Genomic DNA, 23,145 nt, shown 5'->3' with positions numbered 1-23,145 from the left:
GGACGCATTATTCGAGCGGTAATTCCCGCTGGGGTCGAGTAATTCCCGGAAACTGCGCCGACTGTCCCAGCAGGACGAAACGGTCCGCGAATGCCTATCGATTATCCAGTCGGACGAATCGCGAAATATTCGCCAATTCGTCGAGGGTCTCCGGGAGAAATTCGGTGAGCAGAGGGGAGCGTACGATCACCGCTCGCCGGCGGGCCCGGCCCACCGCGTCGTGTACCAGCGCGGGTGACAGCAGTGCACCGACGGGAATCGGCGAATCCTCGGGACTCGACGCCGCCAGGGAGAGCAGGACCACCGCCGCCTCCCGCCCTCGGAGCCGGTCCGGGGTGCCCACCAGCACCTCCTCGAATCGCGCCCGCGCCAGCAGGCCCCGGATCCGGCCCACCTGGGCGCGGTAGGGGGACACCACGACGATGTCGTGCGGTTGCAGGAGCCGGGGCCCGGTGCCGTCGTCCCATCGCTGTCCCAGCAGGTTTCGGATCTGGTGCAGGACCTCGCGGGCTTCGGCGTCGGAGGCTGTGCTGTTGCCGTGGTGATCCACCGGCACCGTGGCGATTCCGGGTTCGACGGCATCGGCGAACGGCTCGGCGGGCGGCGGGTACGCCCGCAACCGGCCTTCGAAGTAGAGAGGTGACAGCGCCTCGCTCAGCCGCGGATGCAGGCGCCGGGTCCGGCCCAGAAAGTAGCCGTGGGTGGCGGGCAGCGTCACGTGACCGGAACTCGGCCAGGTGAGGGCCGGGGTGTGCACCGGTTCCGGATGCGGTCCCGGATCGAGGTCGTACCGGGCGGCCGGATCGCCGGTGAGCAGCAGGTTGCGGGCACTCACCGAGACCGCGGCCGTGGTCGCCAGCGGGAAGGCGTTCGCGTCGGCGATCACCAGGAGGTCCAGCGAATCACGCGGAATCCGCAGGGGGTCGGTGAAGTCGGCGGGCGTACCCCCCACGACGCAGCCGCGGATCGCGTTCGCCAGGAACCGGGGGTAACGGTCGGCTTCGAGGATCAGCCATTCGGGAGCCACGGCCACCGACTCGCTCTTGGCGACCAGTTCGGGCAGCACACCCGCGCGCACCACCGCGTCGAGCAGGTTCTCGACCGGCGCGGCGGTCGGCGCGACGATACCTATCCGCCAGTTGTCCCCGGTGACCAGCGCGGCCAGTACATCGGCCAGAACAGCGGTCCGGCCGGTCCCGGTCGGCGCCTGCACAGCGAGATACGAGCGATCCAGGCCGCGCAGCACCGCGGTGATCGCGGCCCGCGGGTCGTCCCCGGCGGACGGTAGTTGGGACCCGGCGGAATCCGCGGCAGCGGCACCGAGGCGGGGTGGGCGGCGGGTCAGCAGGTCGAACAGGGCGGTCGCGGGGATCGCGGGCAGCGAGACGAGCAACTGCCGGCCGATATCCTCCGTCGCGTCCGCCGCGGCGACGGGCGGTTCCGGCAATGCCGGCGCCAGCGCGACCGGTAGTTCGTCGTGCGGGTCGGCCCCGGGCGCCAGCGTCTCCTCCAAGCGCACGGTATCGGCGAAATCGGTGTCCATCGCACAGCCGAGGACGGTGGCGGTCCCGCAGGTGCGGACGGCCCGCGGCGCGCGTCCGGCGGGTTCGTAGACCACGCAGACCGTGGTGCCCGGCGCGAGGCCCGAACCTGCCAGCCGGCCGGTGAGCCGCAGGAAGCGGCGCACCGTATCACCGGGACCTATATGCCATTTCGTATCGACCGCGGCCGAATCGGCCACCATGACCCCGGGTTCGGCGGCCCAGTCGGCCGGCGGATGGGTCAACCGGTCGATATGCGCCCACCAAGCGGTCTGCTGTTCCCGGCGGTGATAGCCGAGCAACGCGGCGGTCAGCGCGGCGACCCGGTGCGGCTCCGCGGGGTCCGCCGCCTCCGCATCCGGCCGCCGGGCGGCGAATTCGGCCAGGGCGGCCTCTGTGGACGAGGGTTGCGCCGAGGGCGTTTCGCGCAGCAGGCGCTCCAGCGTCTGGACGTGCCCGGCCGGTGGTTCGCCCGCCTGCTCGCGCAGCCGGTCCGCGAGCCGCAGCACGGTGTGGGCCCCGGAACCCGCCGAGGTGGCGCCGAGCACGGCCGCGACGGCGGGCAACGCGTAGGTCTGCGATCCGGCGACGAAAGCGCCCCGGAATATCGGATACAGGTCCACCAGGGTGCCCGCCCGCAGCAGCACGTCCACGGTTTCCTCACCGAAGCCGAGCCGGGCACCGGTGTGCAACAGAAACGTACGGGCGGCAGCGGTGTAGTGGTAGATGTGCAGATCGGGATCGGCCAGCAGCGGCTCGGTGAGCGCGGCGAGGATATCGGTGAAGGCGCGGCGCCCGGCGGCGCGCAGTTCGTGCCGCCGCGCGGGGCCCGGCGTGACGCCCGGCGATTCGAGCGGAATCTCACGGGTCAGGCGGACGGTGTCGCGGGCGGCGACCTCGACCCGTAACCGGCCGGGGGCGACCTCGTCCACGTGGAGTGCGAGGTCGCCGGGGGTGGCGGCGGGCAGCATATCGAGGGCGGACGGGTCCGCGGTGACGTATTCGCCGCGGCCGGAATTTTCCTGGCGCAGTTGGACGACCGCCTGGGTGCGCAACCGGGTCAGCAGGCGCGGGGGTATCTCCGGCGCGGCGACGGTGCGGGTGGTGAGCCGGTCGATGGTGGTGACACCGGCCGCCCGCAGTGCGGCCCGCGTGGGGAGGTCCATTCCGGCGACCAGCAGCAGATCCCGGGCCTCGGCGCGCGCGGCGCGGCAGACGGCGCACCGGTGGCAGGCACGGAAGCGCGGATCGCCCCACTGCACCGGCAGCAGTTCGCTGGAATGCTCGGCCAGGATCTCGGCGATCCGGTGCCGACGGGCCAGATAAACCGGCCGGGTATCGGAGAGCGCGACCGGCCGGACTCCGGTTTCCGAGTGGACCGACAGTTGCGGGTCGACCCGGATGGACCGTTGCTCGAACAGTGCGGCGGCGACGGTGATCCGCAGCGCCGTGGCGACCGGGCCGCAACCGCCGGTATCGACGCCGTGCAGCCGGATACCGTCGGCGGTGCGGGTCAGCAGATCGGTGGCCGCGAACACCTCACCGTCGAAGACGACCGGATTGCGCACCGCCGGGGCGCCGGTGTCGACGGCGGCCAGGGTCTCGGTATGCGCGGTGGACAGTGCCGCGAGCGAATCGGGAAGCGCTCCCGGAGGGGAGATCTCGATCAGCGTGCCCGCGTACCGCTGCCGGATATCACCGAGTACCCGGTCGAATGCCGTGGCCTCCGCGACGTCGGAAGCGTGATCCGCTGTCGCGCAGTCGCTGTCGTCACCGGGGAGCGGGCCTACGGTGCCCAGTTCGGCGTCGAGCGCACGCAGCAGCGCGAATTCGCAACGCGCGGCGCGCACCAGATCCGTGGCGCCGTACACCACCCGATCACCGACAACGAACAACGACGGCCCTCCTGCGCCCAGTGCCACCCCGGCCGGCGCTCGCGCGCGGGCCGGACGGGCCCCACTGTAACCACCGGGTGCGACCTGGTGGAACGGCCGTGGGCTCAGGAACGCGGTTTCCGGCGATCCTGACGTTTCGGGCCGTCGCGGCGGGGACCGCGGCCGATCGAGCGATGCCCGGGCGCGCCCTGATCGAGCTGCAGCTGGATCAGCACACCGCTGATACGGGTGCTGCGCAATGCCTCCAGCGTCTCCGGCGGCAGCTGGGCGGGCAGTTCCACCAGGCTGTGGTCCGGCCGGATACTGATATGCCCGAAATCGCTGCGCCGCAGGCCGCCCTCGTTGGCGATGGCGCCGACGATCGCGCCGGGCACCACCCGGTGCCGTTTGCCCACGCTGATGCGGTAGGTGGCCAGCTCCGCGCCGGTCGCGCGATGCCGGGACGGACCGCGACGCTCCTCGAAACCACCCTCCTCGAACCGGCGCGGTGCCCGTTCGCGGCGCGGCCGCTCCACCGGCTCCGGCTCGGGTTCGAGGAAGAAGGTCTCACCGTCGTGCGCCGCCACCGCCAGCGCGGCCGCGATATCGGCCAGCGGGGTGTTGTGCTCCTGCTCGTAGTCCTCGATCAGTTTGCGGAACAGGGCGAGGTTGTCCGAGCTGAGGTTCTCGGTGATGGCGTCGCCGAACTTCGCGACCCGCTGGGCGTTCACATCGTCGATGCTGGGCAGCTGCATCTCGGTCAGCGGATGCCGGGTGGCGCGTTCGATGGATTTGAGCAGATGGCGTTCGCGTGGGGCGACGAACAGCAGGGCCTCGCCGCTGCGGCCCGCGCGACCGGTGCGACCGATGCGGTGCACGTAGGACTCGGTGTCGTGCGGGATGTCGTAGTTCACGACATGCGAGATCCGGTCCACGTCGAGTCCGCGGGCGGCGACATCGGTGGCGACCAGGATGTCCAGGGTGCCCGCCTTCAGCTGGCCGATGGTCCGTTCCCGCTGGGCCTGGGCGATATCGCCGTTGATGGCCGCGGCGGAGAAACCGCGGGCGCGCAGTTTCTCGGCCAGTTCCTCGGTGGCCTGTTTGGTGCGCACGAAAATAATCATGGCCTCGAAGGACTCCACCTCGAGGATCCGGGTGAGCGCGTCGAGTTTGCGCTGATGCGATACCAGCACCCAGCGCTGGGCGATATTGGTGGCGGTGCTGGTCTTGGACTTGACCGTGATCTCGACCGGTTCGCGCAGGTACTGCTTGGAGATCTTGCGGATGGCCGCGGGCATGGTCGCGGAGAACAGCGCCACCTGCTTCTCGGCCGGGGTGTCGGCGAGGATGCGCTCCACATCCTCCTGGAACCCCATCTTCAGCATCTCGTCGGCCTCGTCGAGCACCAGATAGCGCAGCTTCGACAGGTCCAGGGTGCCCTTTTCCAGATGATCGATCACCCGGCCCGGCGTCCCCACCACGACCTGGGCGCCGCGCCGGAGACCGGACAGCTGAACCCCGTAGCTCTGGCCACCGTAGATCGGCAGGACATGGGTGCCCGGCATATGCGTGGCGTAGCGGCCGAACGCCTCGGCGACCTGGATCGCCAGTTCCCGAGTAGGCGCGAGCACCAGCGCGGCCGGCTGTTTGCCGGTGGGCTGCTCCTGCAGCAGGCCCATCAGGATGGGGATGGCGAAGGCCGCCGTCTTACCGGTGCCGGTCTGCGCCAGACCGACCACATCCGTGCCCTCCAGCAGCGGCGGGATGGTCGCGGCCTGGATAGGGGAGGGCGATTCGTAGCCGACGTCGGCGATGGCCGAAAGGATGCGGTCATCGATACCGAGATCTGCGAAGGACGGTCCGGCGGTTTCGGGTTCGGTCTCGCCGGGGTGCTCGCCCAGGTTGTCTTCGCCCTCATTGGTGCTCATTGACCAGAAGTTTACTGGTACGGCCTGGTCGTCCGGCCCACCGGCCCATACGGTGTCACCATGAACGCCGCCCCCACCGAGCTCTCCGACCCCCCGCACGACGGCGCGACGGTTCTCGCGGTCGTGCAGTTCGCACCACATACCGATATCGATGCCAACCTCGTCGCACTCACCGCGCGGGTGCGGGCCGCGGCCGAGCAGGGCGCCCGGATCGTGGTGGCTCCCGAGTACTCGATGTTCGCGCTCGGCCGGCTCGACGAGCGGGCCCTGGTCGCCGCGCAACCGCTCGACGGCCCGTACGTCACCGCATTGGCCGGGCTGGCCGCCGAGACGGGGGTGTACCTGGTCGCCGGGGTGGTGGAGACGGCCCCACCCGGTGACGAACGGATCCACAACACCCTGGTCGTGCTCGGTCCCGACGGATCGCTGCGGACCCGCTACCGCAAGGTGCACCTCTACGACGCGTTCGGTCAGCGCGAATCGGAGGTGGTGGCGCCCGGACCGGTGGACGAACCGGCACTGTTCACCGCCGACGGTCTCACCTTCGGTCTGCAGACCTGTTTCGATCTCCGGTTCCCGGAGGGTTTCCGGCGGCTGGCCGTGGCCGGCGCGCAGGTCCTGCTGCTGCCCGCGCAGTGGATTCCCGGACCGGGCAAGGTCGACCAGTGGACCACTCTGCTGCGCGCCCGGGCCATCGAGAACACGGTGTATGTGGCCGCGGCCGACCAGTGCGGACCGCGCGGCGCCGGCGCCTCGATGATCGTCGACCCCGCGGGCCGGGTGCTGGCCGAACTGGCCGACGCGCCCGGTATCGCCGTCGCGGAGCTGGAGTCCGGCCTGGTGGACCGGGTCCGGCGGACCAATCCGAGCCTTGCGCTGCGCAGATTCGTGGTGACCGCCCCGGAAGCGAGTAGCGTCGAAAGGTAATGCTCTACGCCGACCGTCTCACCGCCGGGCGCGCACTGGGAAGCGAACTGACGCACCTGCGTGCGGAGTACCCGCTGGTGCTCGGACTGCCCCGGGGCGGGGTTCCGGTGGCGGCGGCGGTCCGCGACATCGTCGGCGGTGACCTCGATATCCTGCTGGTCCGCAAACTCGGGGTGCCCTGGCAGCCGGAGCTCGCGGCGGGCGCGATCGGCGAGGAGGGCGCGCGGGTGCTCAATGCCGATGTACTGCGCCAGACCGGACTGGACCGGGCGCGGCTCGAGGCCATCGAGGCGGACGAACGCGCCGAACTGGACCGCCGCCGCATCATCTGGCGCGGTGACGTCCCGCCGATCCCGCTGCGGGACCGGACCGTGGTGATCGTCGACGACGGGGTGGCCACGGGGGCGACCGTGGTCGTGGCCTGCCGGGTGGCCCGGGCCCGGCAACCGCGGCGGATCGTGGTCGCGGTGCCGGTGTCGGCACCCGAGGCGCTCGACCGGATCCGCGCCGAAGCCGACGAGGTGGTGTGCCCGCAGGCGCCGTCCGCGCTGGCCGGGGTGGGCGGCGCCTACCGCGATTTCCACCAGCTCGACGACGCCGAGGTGACCGACCTGCTCCGGCCGGACGCCCGGTGAACGGTACCGGGCGTCCGGAGCCGGGCGGGCCGGGTTACAGCTCGGGCTGGGCGTAGCCGGCGACCTGCGCGGTCAGCACCCGCAGATGCTCCAGCGAGCTACCGAGCGTGCGCTCGATGGCGGTGAGCCGGGCCATGTAGTGGCTCACCGGGTATTCGGACGTGACGCCGATCCCGCCGTGCATCTGCACCGATTCCTGGCCGATATGCTTGGCCGACCGGCTGACCTGCAGCCGCGCCCGGGATGCGATGACCGGGTCTGCGGCACCGTCGACCAGCGACGCGGTGAGGTAGTAGCTCATGCTGCGGGCCAGCTCCAGCGAGACGTACATGTTCGCGGCGCGCTGGGTGAGGGTCTGGAACTTCGACAGCGTGACCCCGAACTGTTTACGGGTCTTCAGATAGTCGGTGGTCAGCCGCAGCGACTCCTCCATCGCCCCGATCGATTCCGCGCACAACCCGGCCTGGGCCCGGGCGAGTACCTCGTCCACGGCACTCGTGGCGTCGCCGCCGGTGCCGAGCAGTTCGGCCGGTGCGCCGTCGAGGACGATCTGGGCGCCGCGCAGGCCGTCGACCGTCGCGTAGGAGGTCCGGGTCACCCCGGTGGCGTCGCCGGCGACCAGGAACAGGCCCAGACCGCCGTCGGGCAGGGTCGCGCTGACCACCAGCTCGTCGGCGCAGTCGCCGTGCGGTACCGGGTTCTTGGTACCGCTGAGCGTGTAGCCCTCGCCCCGGGCGGTGGCCGTGGTGGCGATCGCGTGGTCGGGCCAGCGGGTGCCGGGTTCACCGTGTGCGAAGGCCAGCAGTTTCGACCCGGCGGCGACCTCGGGCAGGATGCGCTGGCGCTGGTCGGGCGTGCCCACCGCGCTGATCAGCCCGCCCGGTACCACAACCGCGTCGAGCAGCGGTTCCGGCGCCAGCCGCCGCCCGATCTCCTCGAGCACCAGCATGGTCTCCACCGGGCCCGCCTCCATACCGCCGTCCTTCTCGGCGAAGCTCAGCCCCAGCACGCCCAGTTCGGCGAGCTGATTCCAGACCTGCCGGCTCCAGCCGAGGTCGGTGCCGATGACCTCCAGCCGGGATTCCGGGCTGTAATGGCGATTCAGCAGGTCGCGCACCGTGTCGCGGAGCAGGGCCTGTTCATCGGTGAGATCGAAATCCATAACCTGACCTCACAATCCGAGGATCGAGGAGGCGATGATGGTGCGCTGCACCTCGCTGGAACCTCCGTAGATGGTTGTCTTGCGGTAGTTGAGATAACTCGGACCCGAGCGCTGCGCCCAGTCCGGCGAGGCGATATCCGCGGCGTGCACCGGCAGCGCGTCGGGGCCGGCGATATCGAGCACCAGCTCGGTGGCGGCCTGCTGCAGCTCCGAACCGCGCATCTTCAGCACCGACGAGGCGGGATTCGGTTTGCCCTCGGTCGAGTTGGACACCACCCGCAACTGGGTCAGTTCCAGCGCGAGCAGCTCGTTCTCCAGTTCGGCGATACGCGCCGCGAACAGCGGATCTTCCAGCAGGGTTCCGGAACCCGATGCGGTGGCGGCCGCGTATTCCTTGGCCACGCCGATCCGCACCTTGGTACGGGCGACGGCGGTGATCCCGGTGCGTTCGTTGCCGAGCAGGAACTTGGCGTAGGTCCAGCCCATGTTCTCCTCGCCGACCAGCTGGTCGGCCGGGACGCGCACGTTCTCGAAGAAGACCTCGTTGACCTCGTAGCCGCCGTCGATGAGTTTGATCGGCCGGATGGTGACACCGGGCGATTTCACGTCGAACAGGAGGAAGGAGATCCCGGCCTGCTTCTTCGGGGCGTTCGGGTCGGTGCGGACCAGGCAGAAGATCCAGTCTGCCCACTGGGCGAGGGTGGTCCAGATCTTCTGGCCGTTGACGATGTAGGAGTCACCGTCGCGCACGGCGGTGGTGCGCAGCGAGGCCAGGTCCGAACCGGCGTCGGGTTCGGAGAAGCCCTGGCACCACCAGATGTCGAGGTTGGCGGTGGCGGGCAGGAAACGCTTCTTGAGCTCCTCGGAGCCGAACTGCGCGATGACCGGGCCGACCATGGTGGCGTTGAAGGTCAGCGGGTCCGGCACGCTGGCCAGCTGCATCTCGTCCTGCCACAGATGCCGCTGCATCGGGGTCCAGTCCTTGCCACCCCATTCGACCGGCCAGTTCGGTACGGCCAGGCCGTGCTCGTTGAGGATCCGGTGGGAGGTCACGACGTCCTCGCGGGACAGTTCGTGACCGTATTTCACGCGTTTCCGGATCTCGGCCGGGATCGCGGTGGTGTAGATCTTCCGCAGCTCGTCACGGAAGGCGACCTCGTCGGGAGACAGAGTTAATTTCATACACATCTCCAAATATGTCTCGATTGTCCCGCATAGAATTTACACCCCTCCCCGATCCTGCCGTGTCGAGTGCATCACATGCGCCGGGAGCGCAGGGCCGATCACGGCGGACGAGAGCGGAGTGTGACCGGGCGGCAACCTGACGGGCCTGGTACTTTGCTGCGGTGGGCGGGGGGTCGCCGGCCGGATCCGGCACCGTCGCCCCGATCGGATGTAGGGAGTCAGCAGTGCACAACAAAATTGTCGCGCGCACCGCGGCCACGGCAGCCGCCCTCGGAATCAGCGCAGCGCTCGCCTTCACACCGGCGGCCGCCGCACCCGCGCCCACTCCGGCCGAAGCGGCCATGCAGGCGCTCACCGAGCAGACCGCCGACAAACCGGAAACTCACGCCGGTGTGGACGCGCTGGACCGCTATGCCGATCACGTCGCGGCCAACCACATCAGCACCATCGGCCTCTACACCCCCTTCGTCTACGCGGCGCCCACCTTCGGCTGCGGCAGCAACGGCCCGATCACGACCATCATCGCGGCCGGCACCGCCAACGGCCCCAGCGCCAACATCAGCGGTACCCCCGGCACTCTGACCTTCCACGCGACCCCCGGGCATCCGGGTATCCCGCAGGCCTCCGGCCTCGTCGTCGCCTGGATCAATATCAACAACGGACGCAGCGGTCTCGACATGCTCGACGACCGGACCGAGTTCGGCACCCCGTCGCTGTCCCGGACCGTGGACAGCGGTCCGGGTACCGTCCTCGCGTCCATGTGGGGCACCATCAACTACCCGGGCGCGCTCTGTGTGATGACGCCCACGGTCGGCATGTTCCCGGTGCCCGAGGCCCCCGCGCCGGCGCCGCAGTCCGCGCCCGCCGCGCCGCCCGCGGAACCGGGCGCTCCGGCCCCCGCACCTGCGCCGGCGCCGGAACCGGCCCCCGCGCCGGCGCCCGCGCCCGCCCCGGCCTGATCCGCCGGCGCGGACGATACGGTCCGCGCCGGCCCGGACGAGACGGCCACCGCCGCCGATCGTGGCTCCCCAACGGCCTGTCATTCTTTGCCAGAATCCGGCCATGGGTTTCTTCGACGGCGTGCGCGGCCGCCTGCACTATCGGAACCGGCCGGTCGCCGGGGCCGCGACGGGCCTGGTGTTGCTGCCGGGTACCGGCCAGCACAGCGGGCACTACCACGAGTTCGCCCGGCAGTTGAACGGGGTGGGTATCGCCGTCTGGACGCTGGACCCGGCGGGCCAGGGCCTCAGTGAAGGCGATCCCGGCGCCCGGCCGGTGCTGTCCGAACTCGTCGCCGACGCGGCCACGTTCTTCGCCCTGGCACGGGCGCAGGCTCCGGAACTCCCCCTCACGCTCATGGGACATTCGCTCGGGGCGATCACCGCGCTCGCGGCGCTGGGCGCCACCCCGCCCGCCCTGGATCCCGCCGTCGCGGCGAACCCGGCCGTACCGGCCGACCTGCCGGCCGGGCTGGTGCTGTGCGGTACTCCGGCGCGCGCCCTCGACGATCGCGCCGATCCCGCCGGGCCGCGGCTCCCCCCGGTCCTGGCCGTCCACGGGGTGGACGACCGCCGGGCGCCGATCGACCCGGTCCGGGCGTGGGCGCGGCGGCGCGAGGCGGTGGAACTGCGCGAATACGCCGATGCCGGACACGATCTGCTGCACGAGCGCGTGCGCGCCCGGGTGACGGCGGATATCGTGCAGTGGACGCAGGAGATCGTCGCGGGGCCGGTGCGACGACCGTGAAATCCGCTGTGTGACAGCGGAGCAGGAAGGGGGACACGATGCAGCCGAATGCGATCACCACACTCGATTCCGCCGTCGAAGACGGGCAGCTGTGGATCGACGGCGTCCTGGTGGCCGAAGGTGCGCCGGAACAGTGCGCACTGCGCTACGAACAACTCGCCGACCAGGTGGACGCGCAGATCGACACGCTGTCCGCGGCGGTATCGCTGCCCGGCTTCGGGGGCTTCGACTCGGGTGCGGCACTGCGCTCCGGATTCGAGGGCAAGGCCACCGACGCGATCGCGGCGCTGCGCCGGTACTCCGATACCGCCCGGCAACTCGCGCACACCTTCCGGGCCGCCGCGGCGGCCTACCGCGAATCCGATACCGATATCGCCGCGGCGCTCGTCGGCGCCGCCGAGCCGACGGGGGTCTCCGGTGCGTGAACTACCCCGCGCCGGGGCGCGCGGTGTGCACTACCGCGTCGATCCCGAGTACGCCCCCACCGTGGAGGTATTCGACAACCTCACCCACCGGCAGATCCACGCCGGGGTGGCCGCCATGGACCCGTCGGTCCTACAGAGCGGCGGGCAGGCCTGGCAGGGCGCGGCGACCGGCCTCAGCGACGCGGTGGCACAGGCGCATACCGAGATCCGCGGCGCCATCGCCGACGGCTGGCGCGGTTCGGCGGCCGGGCTGGCCGCGGCCGCGGTCCGTGATTTCGAGGCCGCCGGGCGGCACCTCGCCGACGTGCTCGCCACCGTCGGGCAGCGGCTCGGCCGGGCCGGGGATGCCGCGGAAACACTGCGCGCCGCGGTCCCCGAACCCGCCGGCGCGGAACCAGATCTCGCGGCGGCGCTGCTGGACCCGCATGCGGCCACCGACAATATCGCCGCGCAGCGAACCGCCGAGGATGATCGCGCCGAGGTGGTCCGGGTGATGGACAGCGTCTACACCGGCGCCTTCATTCCGACGGGAGCCCAGGTCCCCGCCTTTCCCGACCTCCCGGACGCGCTGCCCGGCGCCGAGGTGCCGGCCGGTGCGGCCCCGGCCGCGCCCGCGGCACCGAGCCCGGAAACCACGACGGGACAGCGGCCTTCCGCCGCGCTCGCGGGGACGACCATGGTGGACGGGCAGCCGGCCGCGGCTCCGTCCGGAGCAGCGGCCCCGGACGAACTCGGTTCACCAGCGGTCACGGTCTCCGGTGTCCGGTCCGATACCCCGGACCTCGCTCCGTCCGGTTCCGGCCCCGAGAGCACGACCGCGGCGGCCACCGGGCAGATCATCGCGCCCGCCACCGCGCCCGCGGCGGCGCCGGTCACCGCCGGGGCCGCGCCGGCCAGTCCCGCCGTGGCGGCGGGTGTCCCATTGTTCGCCGCCCCGGTCCGTCCGGCGGGTTCGACCGGTGACCAGGAACGTTCCCGGGACGAACAGCAGCGGTCCGCGGGAGGCGAGGCGGTCACCGGGATGGGTGCGGGGGCCATCGGGGGGTTGATGGGCGGTGCCATGGCGGCCGATACCGTCCGGTCCGGCGCCCCGGTGGCGCCGCGCACCGAGCGGACCGTTCCGGCCGGGGACGATCTGCACTTCGCCGACGAGGAACTCACCTATCTGGAGGCGGCCGAACCGGCCGGGCAGTTGATCGGCGCCCTGGAGCCCACCATTCCGCCGGTGCTGGGTGAGTGGACGGAAGAGGAGTGAACTGGCTCCTCACCCCGGACCAGTTCGCGCTGGCATGGGAACGGACCGTCGGCGACCGTATTCCCTATCCGCTGGCGGTACGCCTGTCGGCTCGCGATTCCGTCGAGCGCACCGCCCAGCTACCCGCCCTGCGGCAGTGGTGCGACGGCACGCTCGACGCCGACCTGGAGGCCGCGCTCCGGGTGCTGGCCCGTCCCGAGGTGAGCGTGGAGACGTTCGGACAGGACGGTGACCGGACCCCTGCCGTGCGGATACTCGGCGCCTCGGCGGGCCGTATCGGGGTGGTCGCGACCCAGCGGCCGGCGCCGGATCCGGACCGGGGCGGCGAACTGCGGATCACCGCCGGCACCGCCGGCTCGCTGCCGGTCCGGGTGATCGCGGCCCTGCCGGCCACGGCCGCCGGCACCGGAGGGCGGCTGCGCGCGGCGCGCAGCGAGGTCGTCGAGGACGGCCGAGACCGGGTGACCGTTCCGGTGGCCGGGCCCACCGTGGCGACCCGGATCCGTAAGCGGCTCACACTGCCCCGCGACGGGATCGGCCAGATCGTGGTGTCGGTGCACCGGCCCACCGGGCCGGCGCCGTTCGGTGTGCTGTGCTGGGTGGATATCACCGGCGACGGCCGCTACGCGGTCCACACCGGCAAGGATGTCGAGATCGCCCCGGTGGGCGCCGAAGGTTTCACCAACGCCCTGCGGCCCATGATCGCCGCCGCCCAGCGGTCGGTCGCCTACGCCGAACACTGAGTAGCGAGACCCGCTCCCCGGCCGCACGATACGAAGACCGTCCGCCGCGATGGCGGGATGCGGACGCCGGCGCCCGTGGCCGTCCGGTGGGTCAATCGACGGGTGCGACGGTGACGGTCGGTGCGGGGAGGGAAGGCTTTTCGGTGGAATCCGGTGTGGTCGTGGGTACGGCGACCCGGGGCGCGACGGGAACCTGCGTGGGCGTCGACTCCGCCGGGACGCTTTCCGCCGTACTAGTTTCCGGGGGCCCCGGCTCGTCCACCGCGGCCGGAGGTTCGGCAGGTGGCGGGGCCGGGGGTTCGCTGGGTGCTGCGACCGGGGATTCGGCGGGCGGCGGGCCCGCGCCCTCGGGGGGAACCGGGGCGATCACCACGGTCGTGCTCGGAGGCGGTGCGGGCAGCGGGGATTCGGTGTGGGCCGGTTCCAGCGGCGGGCTCGGCAGCGAGGCGGTGGTCCAGCCGGGCTCGGCCGGACCGGCCGGACCGGGCGTCGCGGACAGGGTGACCCGGCGGGTGGTCTCGCCGGCGGTGGGCTCGGCGCCGGGACCGGCGGATGCGGTGACCGAGATCTGGTACTCCGGCGGGAGGGTGCGCCGGGGTGGTGGCTCCGGGGCCATCCGCCACGACGGGGACGGGGGGATCAGTACTTTCGCGACACTGGTGGAGGGTTCGCCGGTGAACCCCGCCGGTTCCGCGGCCTGCGGGCCGGAGCGGATCGGGGGCGGCGGCACGTAGGTATCCTCTTGGCCGATGCCGCACGCGCCGATGAGCACCAGCCCGAGGGAAACCGCCCCGGCGGCCGCCAGGGGTCCGGCGACCTTCGTTTTGCTCTCCATCGGTGACGCTCCTGTGATATGTCAGTGGCCCAACCTTAATTCAGCGCGCCGGGGAGAACTAGACCCCCATCTGCCGGTCCCCTGGTAACCGGGTGTAGAACAGCGGAGAAAGGGTACGGTTCAGGTATCGAATTGATATCAGCCGCGTGTCGCGGGCTTGTGTCGCGTAACAATCTTCGGGTTGTGGTCGTAGCGTATGTTGCCGAAGTGACGCATGGGACACCGGAGTTCCTGGGTGACCATGCAAGTGGTAGGCGCGCAACGATTTCCGGATCGGCGCCATCGAGGAGTAGATGATGGGAGACCAGACCACCACCGACCTGCCGGGCGCGGCGGAGGAATCCGCCGCGGCGGAAGCTCCGGAGCCGGCGGATCCTGTATCGGGTGGTACGGGTTCGACAGTGGGCAGAGTACTGGGCTGGCTGGTCTTCGCCGGTGGGCTGGGTGCGGCGGCTTTCGGTATCGGCACCCTGCAGGTGATCATCACCGTGATCGGTCTCATCCTGGCGTGCACCGCGGGGCTGACCCTGTTGAAGCTGCGCGCCGACGGACCCGGTCCCGAACCCGAGGCGGGTATCGCCGGCTGAGCCGGCGATCGCGGCCCGTCCCCGCCCCGGCGACCCCGAGCAGAGCGGTCGCGCGGGCTCGGGAGCCGGTGATTGCGCACTGAGTGGGACACGTGTCCGATCAGCTTTTCGGGCAGCTGTTCGCCCGCTCGCTCGGCCCGTCACGGCCTGTTTCCCGGTCGATCGGGCGTTTGCTCGACTTCGGCTTCGTCGGTACTTTGGGCTCGGGTCGGGTCGGATCAGAAGGAAGAGAAGAACATGATCGAAGCCGGGTCCGCGGCCCTGAATCTGGCGAATCTCGTCACCTCCATCGCCGCCAATGTGACCTATCTGCTGCAGGCCTGGGGAGTTCTCTGAGTGTTTGCCGACAGGGTGGCGGTGCGCCCGTCGGGTGCGCCGCCACCCTGCGTTCCGGCCGCTCGTTCGTTGCTGATCTCCCGGGGAGGCGGTCCGCCGGGCGCGGTGGGCACTGCCCGTGGGGCCCGCGGGCGGATAACGTATGCGCTATCGCGCATCGTCGCATTACCGCCCGAGAGGAGATGCTGTGCCACAGCAGGTTCGAGGTGTCATCGCCCGTAGTTCCGGTGCCCCGGTCGAGTTGGTCCCGATCGTCGTACCCGACCCCGGGCCCCGGGACGTGGTGGTGAAGATCCAGGCGTGCGGGGTCTGCCACACCGATCTCACCTACCGCGAGGGCGGGATCAACGACGAGTTCCCGTTCCTGCTCGGCCACGAGGCCGCGGGTGTGGTGGAAACGGTGGGTTCGGCGGTCACCCATGTGGAACCGGGTGATTTCGTCGTCCTGAACTGGCGGGCGGTCTGCGGCCAGTGCCGCGCGTGTCGGCGCGGCCGTCCCTGGTACTGCTTCGACACCTTCAATGCCAGCGTGCCCATGACGCTCGAGGACGGTACCGAACTCACCCCGGCGCTCGGTATCGGCGCCTTCGCCGACAAGACCCTCGTCCACGAAGGACAGTGCACCAAAGTCGATCCGGCGACCGATCCGGCGGTGGCCGGCCTGCTGGGCTGTGGCGTGATGGCGGGACTGGGCGCGGCGGTGAACACCGGCAATGTCGGCCGCGGCGATTCGGTGGCGGTGCTGGGCTGCGGTGGGGTCGGCGACGCGGCGATCGCCGGCGCCCGGCTGGCCGGTGCGGGCACCATCATCGCGGTGGACACCGATGCCCGGAAACTCGACTGGGCGCGCGAACTCGGCGCGACCCACACCATCGATGCCTCCGCCACCGACGCGGTCGCCGGAATCCAGGACCTCACCGGGGGCTTCGGTGCCGATGTGGTGATCGACGCGGTCGGCCGCCCGGAGACCTGGAAGCAGGCGTTCTACGCGCGTGATCTGGCCGGGACCGTGGTGCTGGTCGGGGTGCCGACCCCGGATATGACGCTGGAGATGCCGCTCATCGATTTCTTCAGCCGCGGTGGCGCGCTGAAATCGTCCTGGTACGGGGACTGCCTGCCGGAACGCGATTTCCCGATGTTGATCGACCTGTACCGGCAGGGCCGGTTGCCGCTGGACAAGTTCGTGACCGAGCGGATCGGGCTGGACGCGGTGGAGCAGGCCTTTCACACCATGCACGGTGGGCAGGTCCTGCGTTCGGTGGTGGTCCTGTGACGGCCCGGGTCGAACGGATCGTCACCGAGGGGCAGTTCTGCCTCGACGGCGGCTGCTGGGATGTGGCGAACAATATCTGGCTCGTCGGCGACGACACCGAAGTGCTGATCATCGACGCCGCGCACGACGCGCAGCCGATTCTCGGCGCCGTGGCCGGGCGCCGGGTGACCGCCGTCGTGTGCACGCACGCGCACAACGATCATGTCACTGTGGCGCCCACATTGTCGGCGGCGACGGGTGCGCCGATCTTCCTGCATCCCGACGACGATGTGCTCTGGCAGCAGACCCATCCCGGTGTGGAGTACCGGCCGCTGGCCGACGGCGAGGTGTTCCGGGTCGGGGGCGCGGAACTGCGGGTCCTGCACACGCCGGGACATTCACCGGGATCGTGCTGCCTGTACTCCACCGGGAGCGGCGAGGTCTTCAGCGGCGATACGTTGTTCGAGGGCGGCCCCGGCGCGACCGGCCGGTCCTATTCCGACTATCCGACCATCCTCGCCTCCATCAACGAGCGGCTGTTCGCGCTACCCGAGCAGACGGTGGTCCACACCGGGCACGGACCCGACACCACCCTCGGCGCCGAGCGGGCCAACGTGCCCGCGCAGGCCTGAAAAGCCACACGCGTATTCGGCGGCACCCGCACGGGTGCCGCCGAATCGGCGCGGACACGGCCGGCCGGGACCACCCGAACCGTCAGGGCGTGCGGGGGACCAGCACGAACACCGGGATACGGCGTTCGGTCCACGACTGGTAGTTGTCGAAATCGGCGTACAGTTCGAGTAGTTTCGGCCACAGCCGATCCCGTTCGGCGTCGTCGGCGAGACGGGCCCGCACCGGGATCAGGTCCTTGCCGATCTGCACGGTGGTATCCGGCTGCGCGACGAGGTTGTAGTACCACTGCGGGTTCTTCGGTAGCCCGCCCTGCGACGCGACCACGATGATGTTCGCGTCGTCGCGCAGGAACAGCAGCGGCACCGTGAACTGCTTACCGGATTTGCGACCGGTGTGTTCCAGCAGCAGCGTGGGCACCGGTTTGCGGAAGCCCGCCCCGACGCGCCAGGTGCCGCCGATCCGGCCGCCGGTTTTCCGGTAGGCCCAGGTGTTGACCTTGGACATGTACTTGATGACAGTCGGCACGAAGGACGAGTCGAGCTGTTTGGGGCGGTTGTTCACTTCTCGAAGCTCCGATGCTCAGCGCAGGATCAACAGCGCGGATTTCTCGATGAGGTCGGCGATATCGGCGTAGGAGGCATAGCCCATACCGGCCCGGACGAGTGCGCCCGCGTAGACCAGTTCCAGCGAGACGACCACCTCCGGATCCGGGTCGGGACCCAGCGCGCGCTCGATCCGGGTGCGGATCTCCAGGCCGATGCGGGCGCGCAGATGGGCCACATCGGGATCGCGGCCGAGCATGGCGCTGGTGACCGCGCCGGAGACCTCCTGGTCGTCGGCGACCAGCATGGCGATGGCACGCAGCTCGGCCACCACCCGGACCGTGGGATCGGGATCCTCGCTGACCGGTGAGGGCGCCGCCACCAGCCGCCGCCAGAATATCTCGGCGACCAGGTGTTCCTTCGACGAGAAATAGGTGTACGCGGTGGCGGTGCCGACACCGGCCGCGGCGGCGACCATCCGGATGGTCATTCCCGCGAACCCCTCGCGTGTCAGTACCTCCACCGCGGCCTTCGTCAGTTTGTCGACCGTATCGGCCTGTTTCGCGGACAGGCGCCGACGGGTCGCCTCCACGACGACGGGTTCACCTTCGGACATGTGTCTGAATGTACCGTTTCAGTTCTTCGCGGCCGCAATCCCGGCCCGGCGGCCGTAGAAACTGCCGTCACCCAGCGAGGTCCCGCTGGCGTATCCGCCCGCGCAGACACCGGAGGTGCAGCGGCCCGCGGCGAACAGCCCGGGAATGGGTTCGCCGTTCACGTGCAGGACCCGCGAATCCAGATCGGTACGCAGACCGCCCAGAGTGAATCCCGCGGTGAAACCGCGCATATCGAACGCGGCGAAGGGGCCCTCCAGCGGCTTGGTCCACTCCGCTTTCTTGCCCAGCAGCGGGTCCTGACCGTTCGCGGCGTGCTTGTTGTACAGCTCGACCGTGGTCTGCAGGGCCAGTTCGGGCAGGCCGATATCGGATTCGAGTTCGGCGATCGTCTCCGCCGCCCAGGTCGGCGGCTGGCGGAAGAACGGGGTGGAGGTCTCGGTGGTCAGCGATTCCTCGTAGGCGGCCTCGCCGATGATCAGGAACGCCTGGTTCTCCTGGTGGAACAGGGTCATCTGCCCGATCCGGCCGGGATAGGTGTCCTCCGGGACATACCGCTGGCCGCGGCCGTTCACCAGGATGCCGCGCGCCATCATCTGCGGATCGCCGAAGAACGCGACCTCGGTGGCGTCCATATGGGCCAGATCGGCGCCGAGCGCCTGCGCGATCCGGATGGCGATCCCGTCGTGTTCCTCGATGGCGGCGCCCGGGCGGCCGATGAGCCGCGGCGCGAAACCTTCGATCATCTGATCGTGGTAGGCGAAACTGCCGGTGGCCAGGACGACCCCGCGCTCGGCCCGGATGGTCAGTTCCCTGCCGTACTGTTTGGCGACCACACCGACCACCCGGTCGCCGTCGACGATCAGGCGCTGGATCCGGGTGTCGTATTCGGCTGCGACACCGAGCTTCTCGGCGGTTTCGGCCAGCGGTTTCATCAGCATGTAGCCGCCGCCCTTGGCACCGGTCCGCTTGTTGCTCATCTGCGGGACGTGGCCGCGCGGAGCGGGGTCGGCGACGGTGTTGAACGGGGCCGCGTTCTCCCCGCCGGAATACATCAGTCCCTCGTCGTGCGGGGGTTCCCAGCCGGGTTCGCCCCAGAATTCCTCTTTGAAGGGCACACCGTTGGCCACCAGCCATTCGTAGTGCTCGACACTGCCGCGGCAGTAGTCGGCGATCTTCGCGCGATCCACCCCCGGACCCAGCGCGGCGACCATGAACTTCTCCATGTTCTCCGGGCTGTCCGCGAAGCCGAGTGCCTTCTGCAACGGCGTGCCGCCACCGAGGTAGATGAAACCGCCGGCCAGCGCCGCCGCACCGCCCCAGCCGCTGGTGCGCTCCAGGATCAGTACGTTCGAACCGGCCCGCGCCGCCTCGATCGCGGCGCAGACACCGGCGATCCCGTAGCCGGCCACGACCACATCGGCGGTGCGGTCCCACTCGGTGACCTCGGCGGCGGGTAACGGTCGGAGAGAGGTGGGGTCGGCCATTATTCGGATTCCTTACTGTCGTTCTGCGCGCCGGCTGCCGGGGTCCCCGGGGCGGCCTGCTGTGCGGCGATGGTGGCACGTCCCGATGCGGGAGTGGGGTGGCCGTCCCGCTCAGCGGTGGGGGTGTCTTGCGGCGCGGCGGTGGCTCCGTGCCGCGCGGCGGCGATCTCGCCCCGCCCGACGCCCAGTCCCTCGCCGAGGCGCGTCAGTGCCAGCGCGGCCAGGGGCAGCTCGGCGTCGACCCGGCCGCCCAGGTCGAGAGCCAGGGACAGATCCTTCTCCCCGAGTTCCCGGACATGGGTGAGGATCGGCAACCAGAAATCGCCCTCCGCGATGGGGGCGGTGGTATCGCGCAGCATGATCGAACCCGCCCCGCCGGTGACCGCGTCGGAGTGGCGGACCACCTTGCCCAGTGCGGTGATATCGAGCCCGGCGGCCTCGGCCAGCCGCTGTGCCTCGGTGGCGGCGGTGAACGAGATGAAGTGCAGCAGATTGCGGGCCAGTTTCATCCGGGTGCCGGCCCCGACCTCGCCGGCGTGCACCACGAGATCGGCGAAACAGCCGAAGGGTTCGCGCACCGTCGCGACCGCGTCGGCGCTGCCGCCGATCATCACGGCCAGCCGGCCGCTGTTCGCGCCTGCGGCCCCGCCGCTGATCGGGGCGTCGACCAGATGCACGCCGCGTTCGGCGCAGAGCCGGGCGAATTCCACCGCGGACTCGTCGCCGATGGTGGAGTGCACGGCCACCACGGTGCCCGGCGCGGCGGTGCGCAAAATCCCGTTCTCGCCGGTGAGTACGGCGCGGACCTGCCGGTCGTTCACCACCGCGATACTGATGACCCCGCATTTCGCGGCCAGTTCGGCCGCGGTGGCGGCGGCTTCGGCGCCCGCGGCGGTGAACGGTTCCACCGCCTCGGGCCGGGTATCGCAGACGGTGAGACCGCCGGACCAGTCCAGCAGTTTCTTCGCCATCGGCGCGCCCATATCGCCCAGGCCGATGAAACCGACCCGGGTGCGGCCGGCGGAGTCCGCGCTCACTACCGGATCACCTGGCCGCCGTCGACGCAGAAGATCTGCCCGGTGACCCAGGAGGCGTCGTCGGAGAGCAGGTAGAGCAGGGCGCCGGCCATATCGTCGGGCGTGCCCATCCGCTTGAGCGGCAGCCGGTTCACCATATCCTTGACCATGCTCTCGGGCGTGGTGGTCTTGGTGGCCTCGGTATCGGTGGGTCCCGGGGCGATCGCGTTGACCCGGATGTTCGATCCGCCGAGCTCGGTGGCCAGCTGCTGGGTGAGGCCGTTGATGCCGACCTTCGCCAGACCGTAGAAACCGGAGTACACCCAGGCCGCCGTGGAGGATTGGTTGACGATCGAGCCGCCGCCACCTGCCGCCATGTTCTCCCAGACCGCGCGGGTCATCACCAGGGCGCCGTCCAGGTTCACCGACATGAACTTCTTGTAGTAGTCCCACGGCACGGTGAGCAGCAGATCGAGTTTCATCCCGCCGTAGATGGCGGCGTTGTTCACCAGATGGTCGATCTTGCCGTACTTCTCGACGGTGAAATCGGCCAGTGCCCTGGCCGAATCCGGGTCGGATACGTCGACGGTGTGGAACGACGCGGTGCCGCCGTCGGCCACGATCTTCTCGGCGACGGCGGTACCGCCCTCTTCGTTCAGATCCGCGACGACGACCGACGCGCCCTCGGCGGCCAGCGCCTGCGCGTAGACCTCGCCGATACCGCGGGCGGCGCCGGTGACGATGGCGGTCCTACCGGTGAAACGAGCCATGGGATGAGCTCCTCGCTGATCGGGAAAGCTTGGTCGGAAAAGGTTCCGCTGCTGTGGGGCCGCCGCGCGCCTACTGCGCGGTGGCGACGAGTTTGGTCTCCAGGTACTCCTCGAACCCGGCGACGCCCATCTCGCGGCCGATACCGGACTGTTTGTAGCCGCCGAAGGGCGCGTCGGCGCTGTACCACATACCGCCGTTGACGCCGAGCGTGCCGGTGCGCACCCGGTCGGTGACCCGGCGGATCCGCTCGGGGTCCTTACCCCACACCGCGCCGGACAGGCCGTAGGGGGAGTCGTTGGCGATTCGGACGGCATCGTCGTCGCCGTCGTGGGGGAGCACTACCAGGACCGGGCCGAAGATCTCCTCCTGGGCGGCCTTGGCGCTGTTGTCCAGGTCGGCGATGACCGTGGGTTCGACATAGAAACCACGGTCGTGTTCGGCCGGGCGGCCTCCGCCGGCCACGATCCGGCCGCCGTCGGCGCGGGCGCTGTCGATATAGCCGAGTACCCGGCTGCGCTGACGGTCGGAGATCACCGGACCGCATACGGTGCCGGGGTTCGCCGGGTCGCCGGGACGGATACCGCGCATGGTGTTCGCGGCGGCCTCGAGCGCCTCCTCGTATTTGTTCCGCGGTACCAGCAGGCGCGTGGACAGGGCGCAGCCCTGGCCTGCGTGCACACACAGCGAGAATCCGGCGTAGCTCACCGCGGTGGCGAGGTCGGCGTCGTCGAGCACGATGAACGCCGACTTCCCGCCGAGTTCGAGGAAGGTCTTCTTGAGATTGGCCGCTGCCGAGGCCATTACGGCGCGACCGGTGTTGGTGGATCCGGTGAAACTGATCAGGTCGACCCGCGGATCACCGGAGAGCTGTGCACCGAGGCCGTGATCGGCGGAGGTGACGATATTGACCACCCCGGGCGGGATCTCGGTCTCCTCGGTGACGATCGACGCGAGCGCGGCGGCGCACCACGGGGTGTCGGGGGCGGGTTTGAGGACGACGGTGTTGCCCGCGGCCAGCGCCGGGCCCAGTTTCGCCAAGTTGATCTGGTGCGGGAAGTTCCACGGGGTGATCGCGCCGACCACGCCGACCGCTTCGCGGCGCAACGCCCGGTGGGTGCGGATACCCATCGGCGCGGCCACGCCCAGTTCGGTTTCCCATTCGTAGTTCGCGGCCAGTTGCGTGGCGAAGCTCAGGTCCTCGACGGGACCCTCGAGCTGGGGGCCGCTGGTGAACATGATCGGAGCGCCCACCTCGGCGACGGTGATCTCGCGCAGTTCCTCCGCGTGCGCCTTCAGGCCGGCCTGCAATTGCTCCAGGCAGCGCACCCGGAACGCGTGGTCACGGGACCAGTCGGTGTCGTCGAAGGCGGTGCGGGCCGCGGCGATGGCGGCGTTCATATCGGCGGCGTCCGCGTCGGCCGCGGTGCCGATGACCTCCTCGGTCGCCGGGTTCACATTCTCGAACACGCCGTTGCCGCCGGGCACGAGGCTGCCGCCGATCAGCAGTCGAGAACTGTCGCCGGGCAGAAGACTGTTCATGAAAGACCCCAATACTGTCTGGACAGGTGTATGGAATATAGTCCGGACTCTTTCGCGAGTGCAAGAACGGGTTCTATCGTTCGCGCTCGGTGCTGATCGTGCCGCAAACCCG

Annotated in this window: 21 protein-coding genes; 10 read left to right on the top strand and 11 right to left on the bottom strand. The window is 70.3% G+C overall.

From position 1 onward, the window contains the following. Positions 1-94: 94 nt before the first annotated feature. Entirely contained in the window at positions 95-3,436 is a 3,342-nt protein-coding gene (locus tag NF4_RS32630) for a bifunctional RecB family nuclease/DEAD/DEAH box helicase (protein WP_063814770.1), read from the bottom strand. A 104-nt stretch (positions 3,437-3,540) separates the two neighbouring features. Next, positions 3,541-5,343, bottom strand: coding sequence for a DEAD/DEAH box helicase (locus NF4_RS32625; protein WP_232330750.1), 1,803 nt, complete (start codon positions 5,341-5,343; stop codon positions 3,541-3,543). Between the two features lie 60 nt (positions 5,344-5,403). Between NF4_RS32625 and NF4_RS32620 the strand changes: the two genes are divergently transcribed. Both NF4_RS32620 and NF4_RS32615 read left to right on the top strand, forming a co-directional pair. After that, positions 5,404-6,270, top strand: a complete 867-nt coding sequence (locus tag NF4_RS32620; protein ID WP_063131251.1) for a carbon-nitrogen hydrolase family protein — start codon at positions 5,404-5,406, stop codon at positions 6,268-6,270. Then, positions 6,270-6,905 carry a phosphoribosyltransferase gene (locus tag NF4_RS32615; RefSeq protein WP_063131250.1) on the top strand — a complete coding sequence of 212 codons (636 nt, stop codon included), beginning with the start codon at positions 6,270-6,272 and terminating at the stop codon, positions 6,903-6,905. The genes NF4_RS32620 and NF4_RS32615 overlap by 1 nt, the downstream gene beginning before the upstream one ends. 34 nt (positions 6,906-6,939) lie before the next feature. On the opposite strand, the gene NF4_RS32610 is transcribed toward NF4_RS32615, so the two are convergent. Beyond that, positions 6,940-8,067 carry an acyl-CoA dehydrogenase family protein gene (locus NF4_RS32610; RefSeq protein WP_063131249.1) on the bottom strand — a complete coding sequence of 376 codons (1,128 nt, stop codon included), beginning with the start codon at positions 8,065-8,067 and terminating at the stop codon, positions 6,940-6,942. 9 nt (positions 8,068-8,076) lie between these two features. Then, positions 8,077-9,249, bottom strand: coding sequence for an acyl-CoA dehydrogenase family protein (locus NF4_RS32605; RefSeq protein WP_063131248.1), 1,173 nt, complete (start codon positions 9,247-9,249; stop codon positions 8,077-8,079). 227 nt (positions 9,250-9,476) lie between these two features. On the opposite strand from NF4_RS32605, the gene NF4_RS38310 reads away from it, so the two are divergent. The 5 genes from NF4_RS38310 to NF4_RS32580 all read left to right on the top strand — a co-directional run bounded on the left by NF4_RS38310 (position 9,477) and on the right by NF4_RS32580 (position 13,421). Continuing rightward, complete coding sequence (locus NF4_RS38310; RefSeq protein ID WP_063131247.1) at positions 9,477-10,211, top strand: hypothetical protein; 735 nt, start codon at positions 9,477-9,479, stop codon at positions 10,209-10,211. Positions 10,212-10,314: 103 nt separating this feature from the next. Continuing rightward, positions 10,315-10,998 (top strand): alpha/beta hydrolase, encoded by a 684-nt coding sequence (locus NF4_RS32595; protein WP_063131246.1) that lies wholly within the window; start codon positions 10,315-10,317, stop codon positions 10,996-10,998. Between the two features lie 38 nt (positions 10,999-11,036). Next, the gene (locus tag NF4_RS32590) at positions 11,037-11,423 is read left to right on the top strand and encodes a hypothetical protein (RefSeq protein WP_063131245.1); all 387 of its coding nucleotides are present in this window, start codon (positions 11,037-11,039) and stop codon (positions 11,421-11,423) included. Further along, the gene (locus tag NF4_RS38305; protein ID WP_063131244.1) at positions 11,416-12,678 is read left to right on the top strand and encodes a WXG100 family type VII secretion target; all 1,263 of its coding nucleotides are present in this window, start codon (positions 11,416-11,418) and stop codon (positions 12,676-12,678) included. Before NF4_RS32590 ends, NF4_RS38305 begins: the two co-directional genes overlap by 8 nt. Then, positions 12,675-13,421, top strand: a complete 747-nt coding sequence (locus NF4_RS32580; protein WP_063131243.1) for an ESX secretion-associated protein EspG — start codon at positions 12,675-12,677, stop codon at positions 13,419-13,421. Before NF4_RS38305 ends, NF4_RS32580 begins: the two co-directional genes overlap by 4 nt. 91 nt (positions 13,422-13,512) lie before the next feature. Here NF4_RS32580 and NF4_RS32575 read toward each other — a convergent pair whose 3' ends face one another. Continuing rightward, on the bottom strand, positions 13,513-14,256 hold the full coding sequence (locus NF4_RS32575) for a hypothetical protein (protein ID WP_063131242.1): 744 nt from the start codon (positions 14,254-14,256) through the stop codon (positions 13,513-13,515). A 296-nt stretch (positions 14,257-14,552) separates the two neighbouring features. Between NF4_RS32575 and NF4_RS39645 the strand changes: the two genes are divergently transcribed. The 3 genes from NF4_RS39645 to NF4_RS32560 all read left to right on the top strand — a co-directional run bounded on the left by NF4_RS39645 (position 14,553) and on the right by NF4_RS32560 (position 17,063). Next, positions 14,553-14,843 (top strand): hypothetical protein, encoded by a 291-nt coding sequence (locus NF4_RS39645; protein WP_063814772.1) that lies wholly within the window; start codon positions 14,553-14,555, stop codon positions 14,841-14,843. A 523-nt stretch (positions 14,844-15,366) separates the two neighbouring features. After that, the gene (locus tag NF4_RS32565) at positions 15,367-16,452 is read left to right on the top strand and encodes an S-(hydroxymethyl)mycothiol dehydrogenase (RefSeq protein ID WP_063131240.1); all 1,086 of its coding nucleotides are present in this window, start codon (positions 15,367-15,369) and stop codon (positions 16,450-16,452) included. After that, positions 16,449-17,063: an MBL fold metallo-hydrolase gene (locus tag NF4_RS32560; RefSeq protein ID WP_063131239.1), complete on the top strand. Its 615-nt coding sequence runs from the start codon at positions 16,449-16,451 to the stop codon at positions 17,061-17,063. The genes NF4_RS32565 and NF4_RS32560 overlap by 4 nt, the downstream gene beginning before the upstream one ends. A gap of 82 nt (positions 17,064-17,145) precedes the next feature. Here the strand turns inward: NF4_RS32560 and NF4_RS32555 are convergent, their stop codons facing one another. From NF4_RS32555 to NF4_RS32530, 6 genes are all read right to left on the bottom strand, one after another. Then, entirely contained in the window at positions 17,146-17,568 is a 423-nt protein-coding gene (locus NF4_RS32555; RefSeq protein ID WP_084533747.1) for a nitroreductase family deazaflavin-dependent oxidoreductase, read from the bottom strand. A 75-nt stretch (positions 17,569-17,643) separates the two neighbouring features. Next, the gene (locus tag NF4_RS32550; protein ID WP_030523303.1) at positions 17,644-18,222 is read right to left on the bottom strand and encodes a TetR/AcrR family transcriptional regulator; all 579 of its coding nucleotides are present in this window, start codon (positions 18,220-18,222) and stop codon (positions 17,644-17,646) included. A gap of 18 nt (positions 18,223-18,240) precedes the next feature. Further along, on the bottom strand, positions 18,241-19,707 hold the full coding sequence (locus NF4_RS32545; protein ID WP_063131237.1) for an FAD-dependent oxidoreductase: 1,467 nt from the start codon (positions 19,705-19,707) through the stop codon (positions 18,241-18,243). Beyond that, complete coding sequence (locus NF4_RS32540) at positions 19,707-20,744, bottom strand: NAD(P)-dependent oxidoreductase (protein WP_369690965.1); 1,038 nt, start codon at positions 20,742-20,744, stop codon at positions 19,707-19,709. Before NF4_RS32540 ends, NF4_RS32545 begins: the two co-directional genes overlap by 1 nt. Beyond that, complete coding sequence (locus tag NF4_RS32535) at positions 20,744-21,493, bottom strand: SDR family oxidoreductase (protein WP_063131236.1); 750 nt, start codon at positions 21,491-21,493, stop codon at positions 20,744-20,746. The genes NF4_RS32540 and NF4_RS32535 overlap by 1 nt, the downstream gene beginning before the upstream one ends. 70 nt (positions 21,494-21,563) lie before the next feature. Next, complete coding sequence (locus tag NF4_RS32530; RefSeq protein WP_063131260.1) at positions 21,564-23,033, bottom strand: aldehyde dehydrogenase; 1,470 nt, start codon at positions 23,031-23,033, stop codon at positions 21,564-21,566. Between the last annotated feature and the right edge of the window lie 112 nt (positions 23,034-23,145).

Source organism: Nocardia fusca NBRC 14340, assembly GCF_001618425.1.
Lineage (GTDB): Bacteria > Actinomycetota > Actinomycetes > Mycobacteriales > Mycobacteriaceae > Nocardia > Nocardia fusca.
This window is presented reverse-complemented; position numbering and strand designations above follow the sequence as displayed.

Bases quoted from the DNA above. Each gene is read 5' to 3' on its own strand.
- NF4_RS32555 (WP_084533747.1), bottom strand. From the start codon at position 17,568: ATGTCCAAGGTCAACACCTGGGCCTACCGGAAAACCGGCGGCCGGATC.
- NF4_RS39645 (WP_063814772.1), top strand. From the start codon at position 14,553: ATGGGAGACCAGACCACCACCGACCTGCCGGGCGCGGCGGAGGAATCC.
- NF4_RS32605 (WP_063131248.1), bottom strand. From the start codon at position 9,249: ATGAAATTAACTCTGTCTCCCGACGAGGTCGCCTTCCGTGACGAGCTG.
- NF4_RS32550 (WP_030523303.1), bottom strand. From the start codon at position 18,222: ATGTCCGAAGGTGAACCCGTCGTCGTGGAGGCGACCCGTCGGCGCCTG.
- NF4_RS32530 (WP_063131260.1), bottom strand. From the start codon at position 23,033: ATGAACAGTCTTCTGCCCGGCGACAGTTCTCGACTGCTGATCGGCGGC.
- NF4_RS32545 (WP_063131237.1), bottom strand. From the start codon at position 19,707: ATGGCCGACCCCACCTCTCTCCGACCGTTACCCGCCGCCGAGGTCACC.
- NF4_RS32620 (WP_063131251.1), top strand. From the start codon at position 5,404: ATGAACGCCGCCCCCACCGAGCTCTCCGACCCCCCGCACGACGGCGCG.
- NF4_RS32595 (WP_063131246.1), top strand. From the start codon at position 10,315: ATGGGTTTCTTCGACGGCGTGCGCGGCCGCCTGCACTATCGGAACCGG.
- NF4_RS32610 (WP_063131249.1), bottom strand. From the start codon at position 8,067: ATGGATTTCGATCTCACCGATGAACAGGCCCTGCTCCGCGACACGGTG.
- NF4_RS32615 (WP_063131250.1), top strand. From the start codon at position 6,270: ATGCTCTACGCCGACCGTCTCACCGCCGGGCGCGCACTGGGAAGCGAA.
- NF4_RS32590 (WP_063131245.1), top strand. From the start codon at position 11,037: ATGCAGCCGAATGCGATCACCACACTCGATTCCGCCGTCGAAGACGGG.
- NF4_RS32535 (WP_063131236.1), bottom strand. From the start codon at position 21,493: ATGGCTCGTTTCACCGGTAGGACCGCCATCGTCACCGGCGCCGCCCGC.
- NF4_RS32575 (WP_063131242.1), bottom strand. From the start codon at position 14,256: ATGGAGAGCAAAACGAAGGTCGCCGGACCCCTGGCGGCCGCCGGGGCG.
- NF4_RS32625 (WP_232330750.1), bottom strand. From the start codon at position 5,343: ATGAGCACCAATGAGGGCGAAGACAACCTGGGCGAGCACCCCGGCGAG.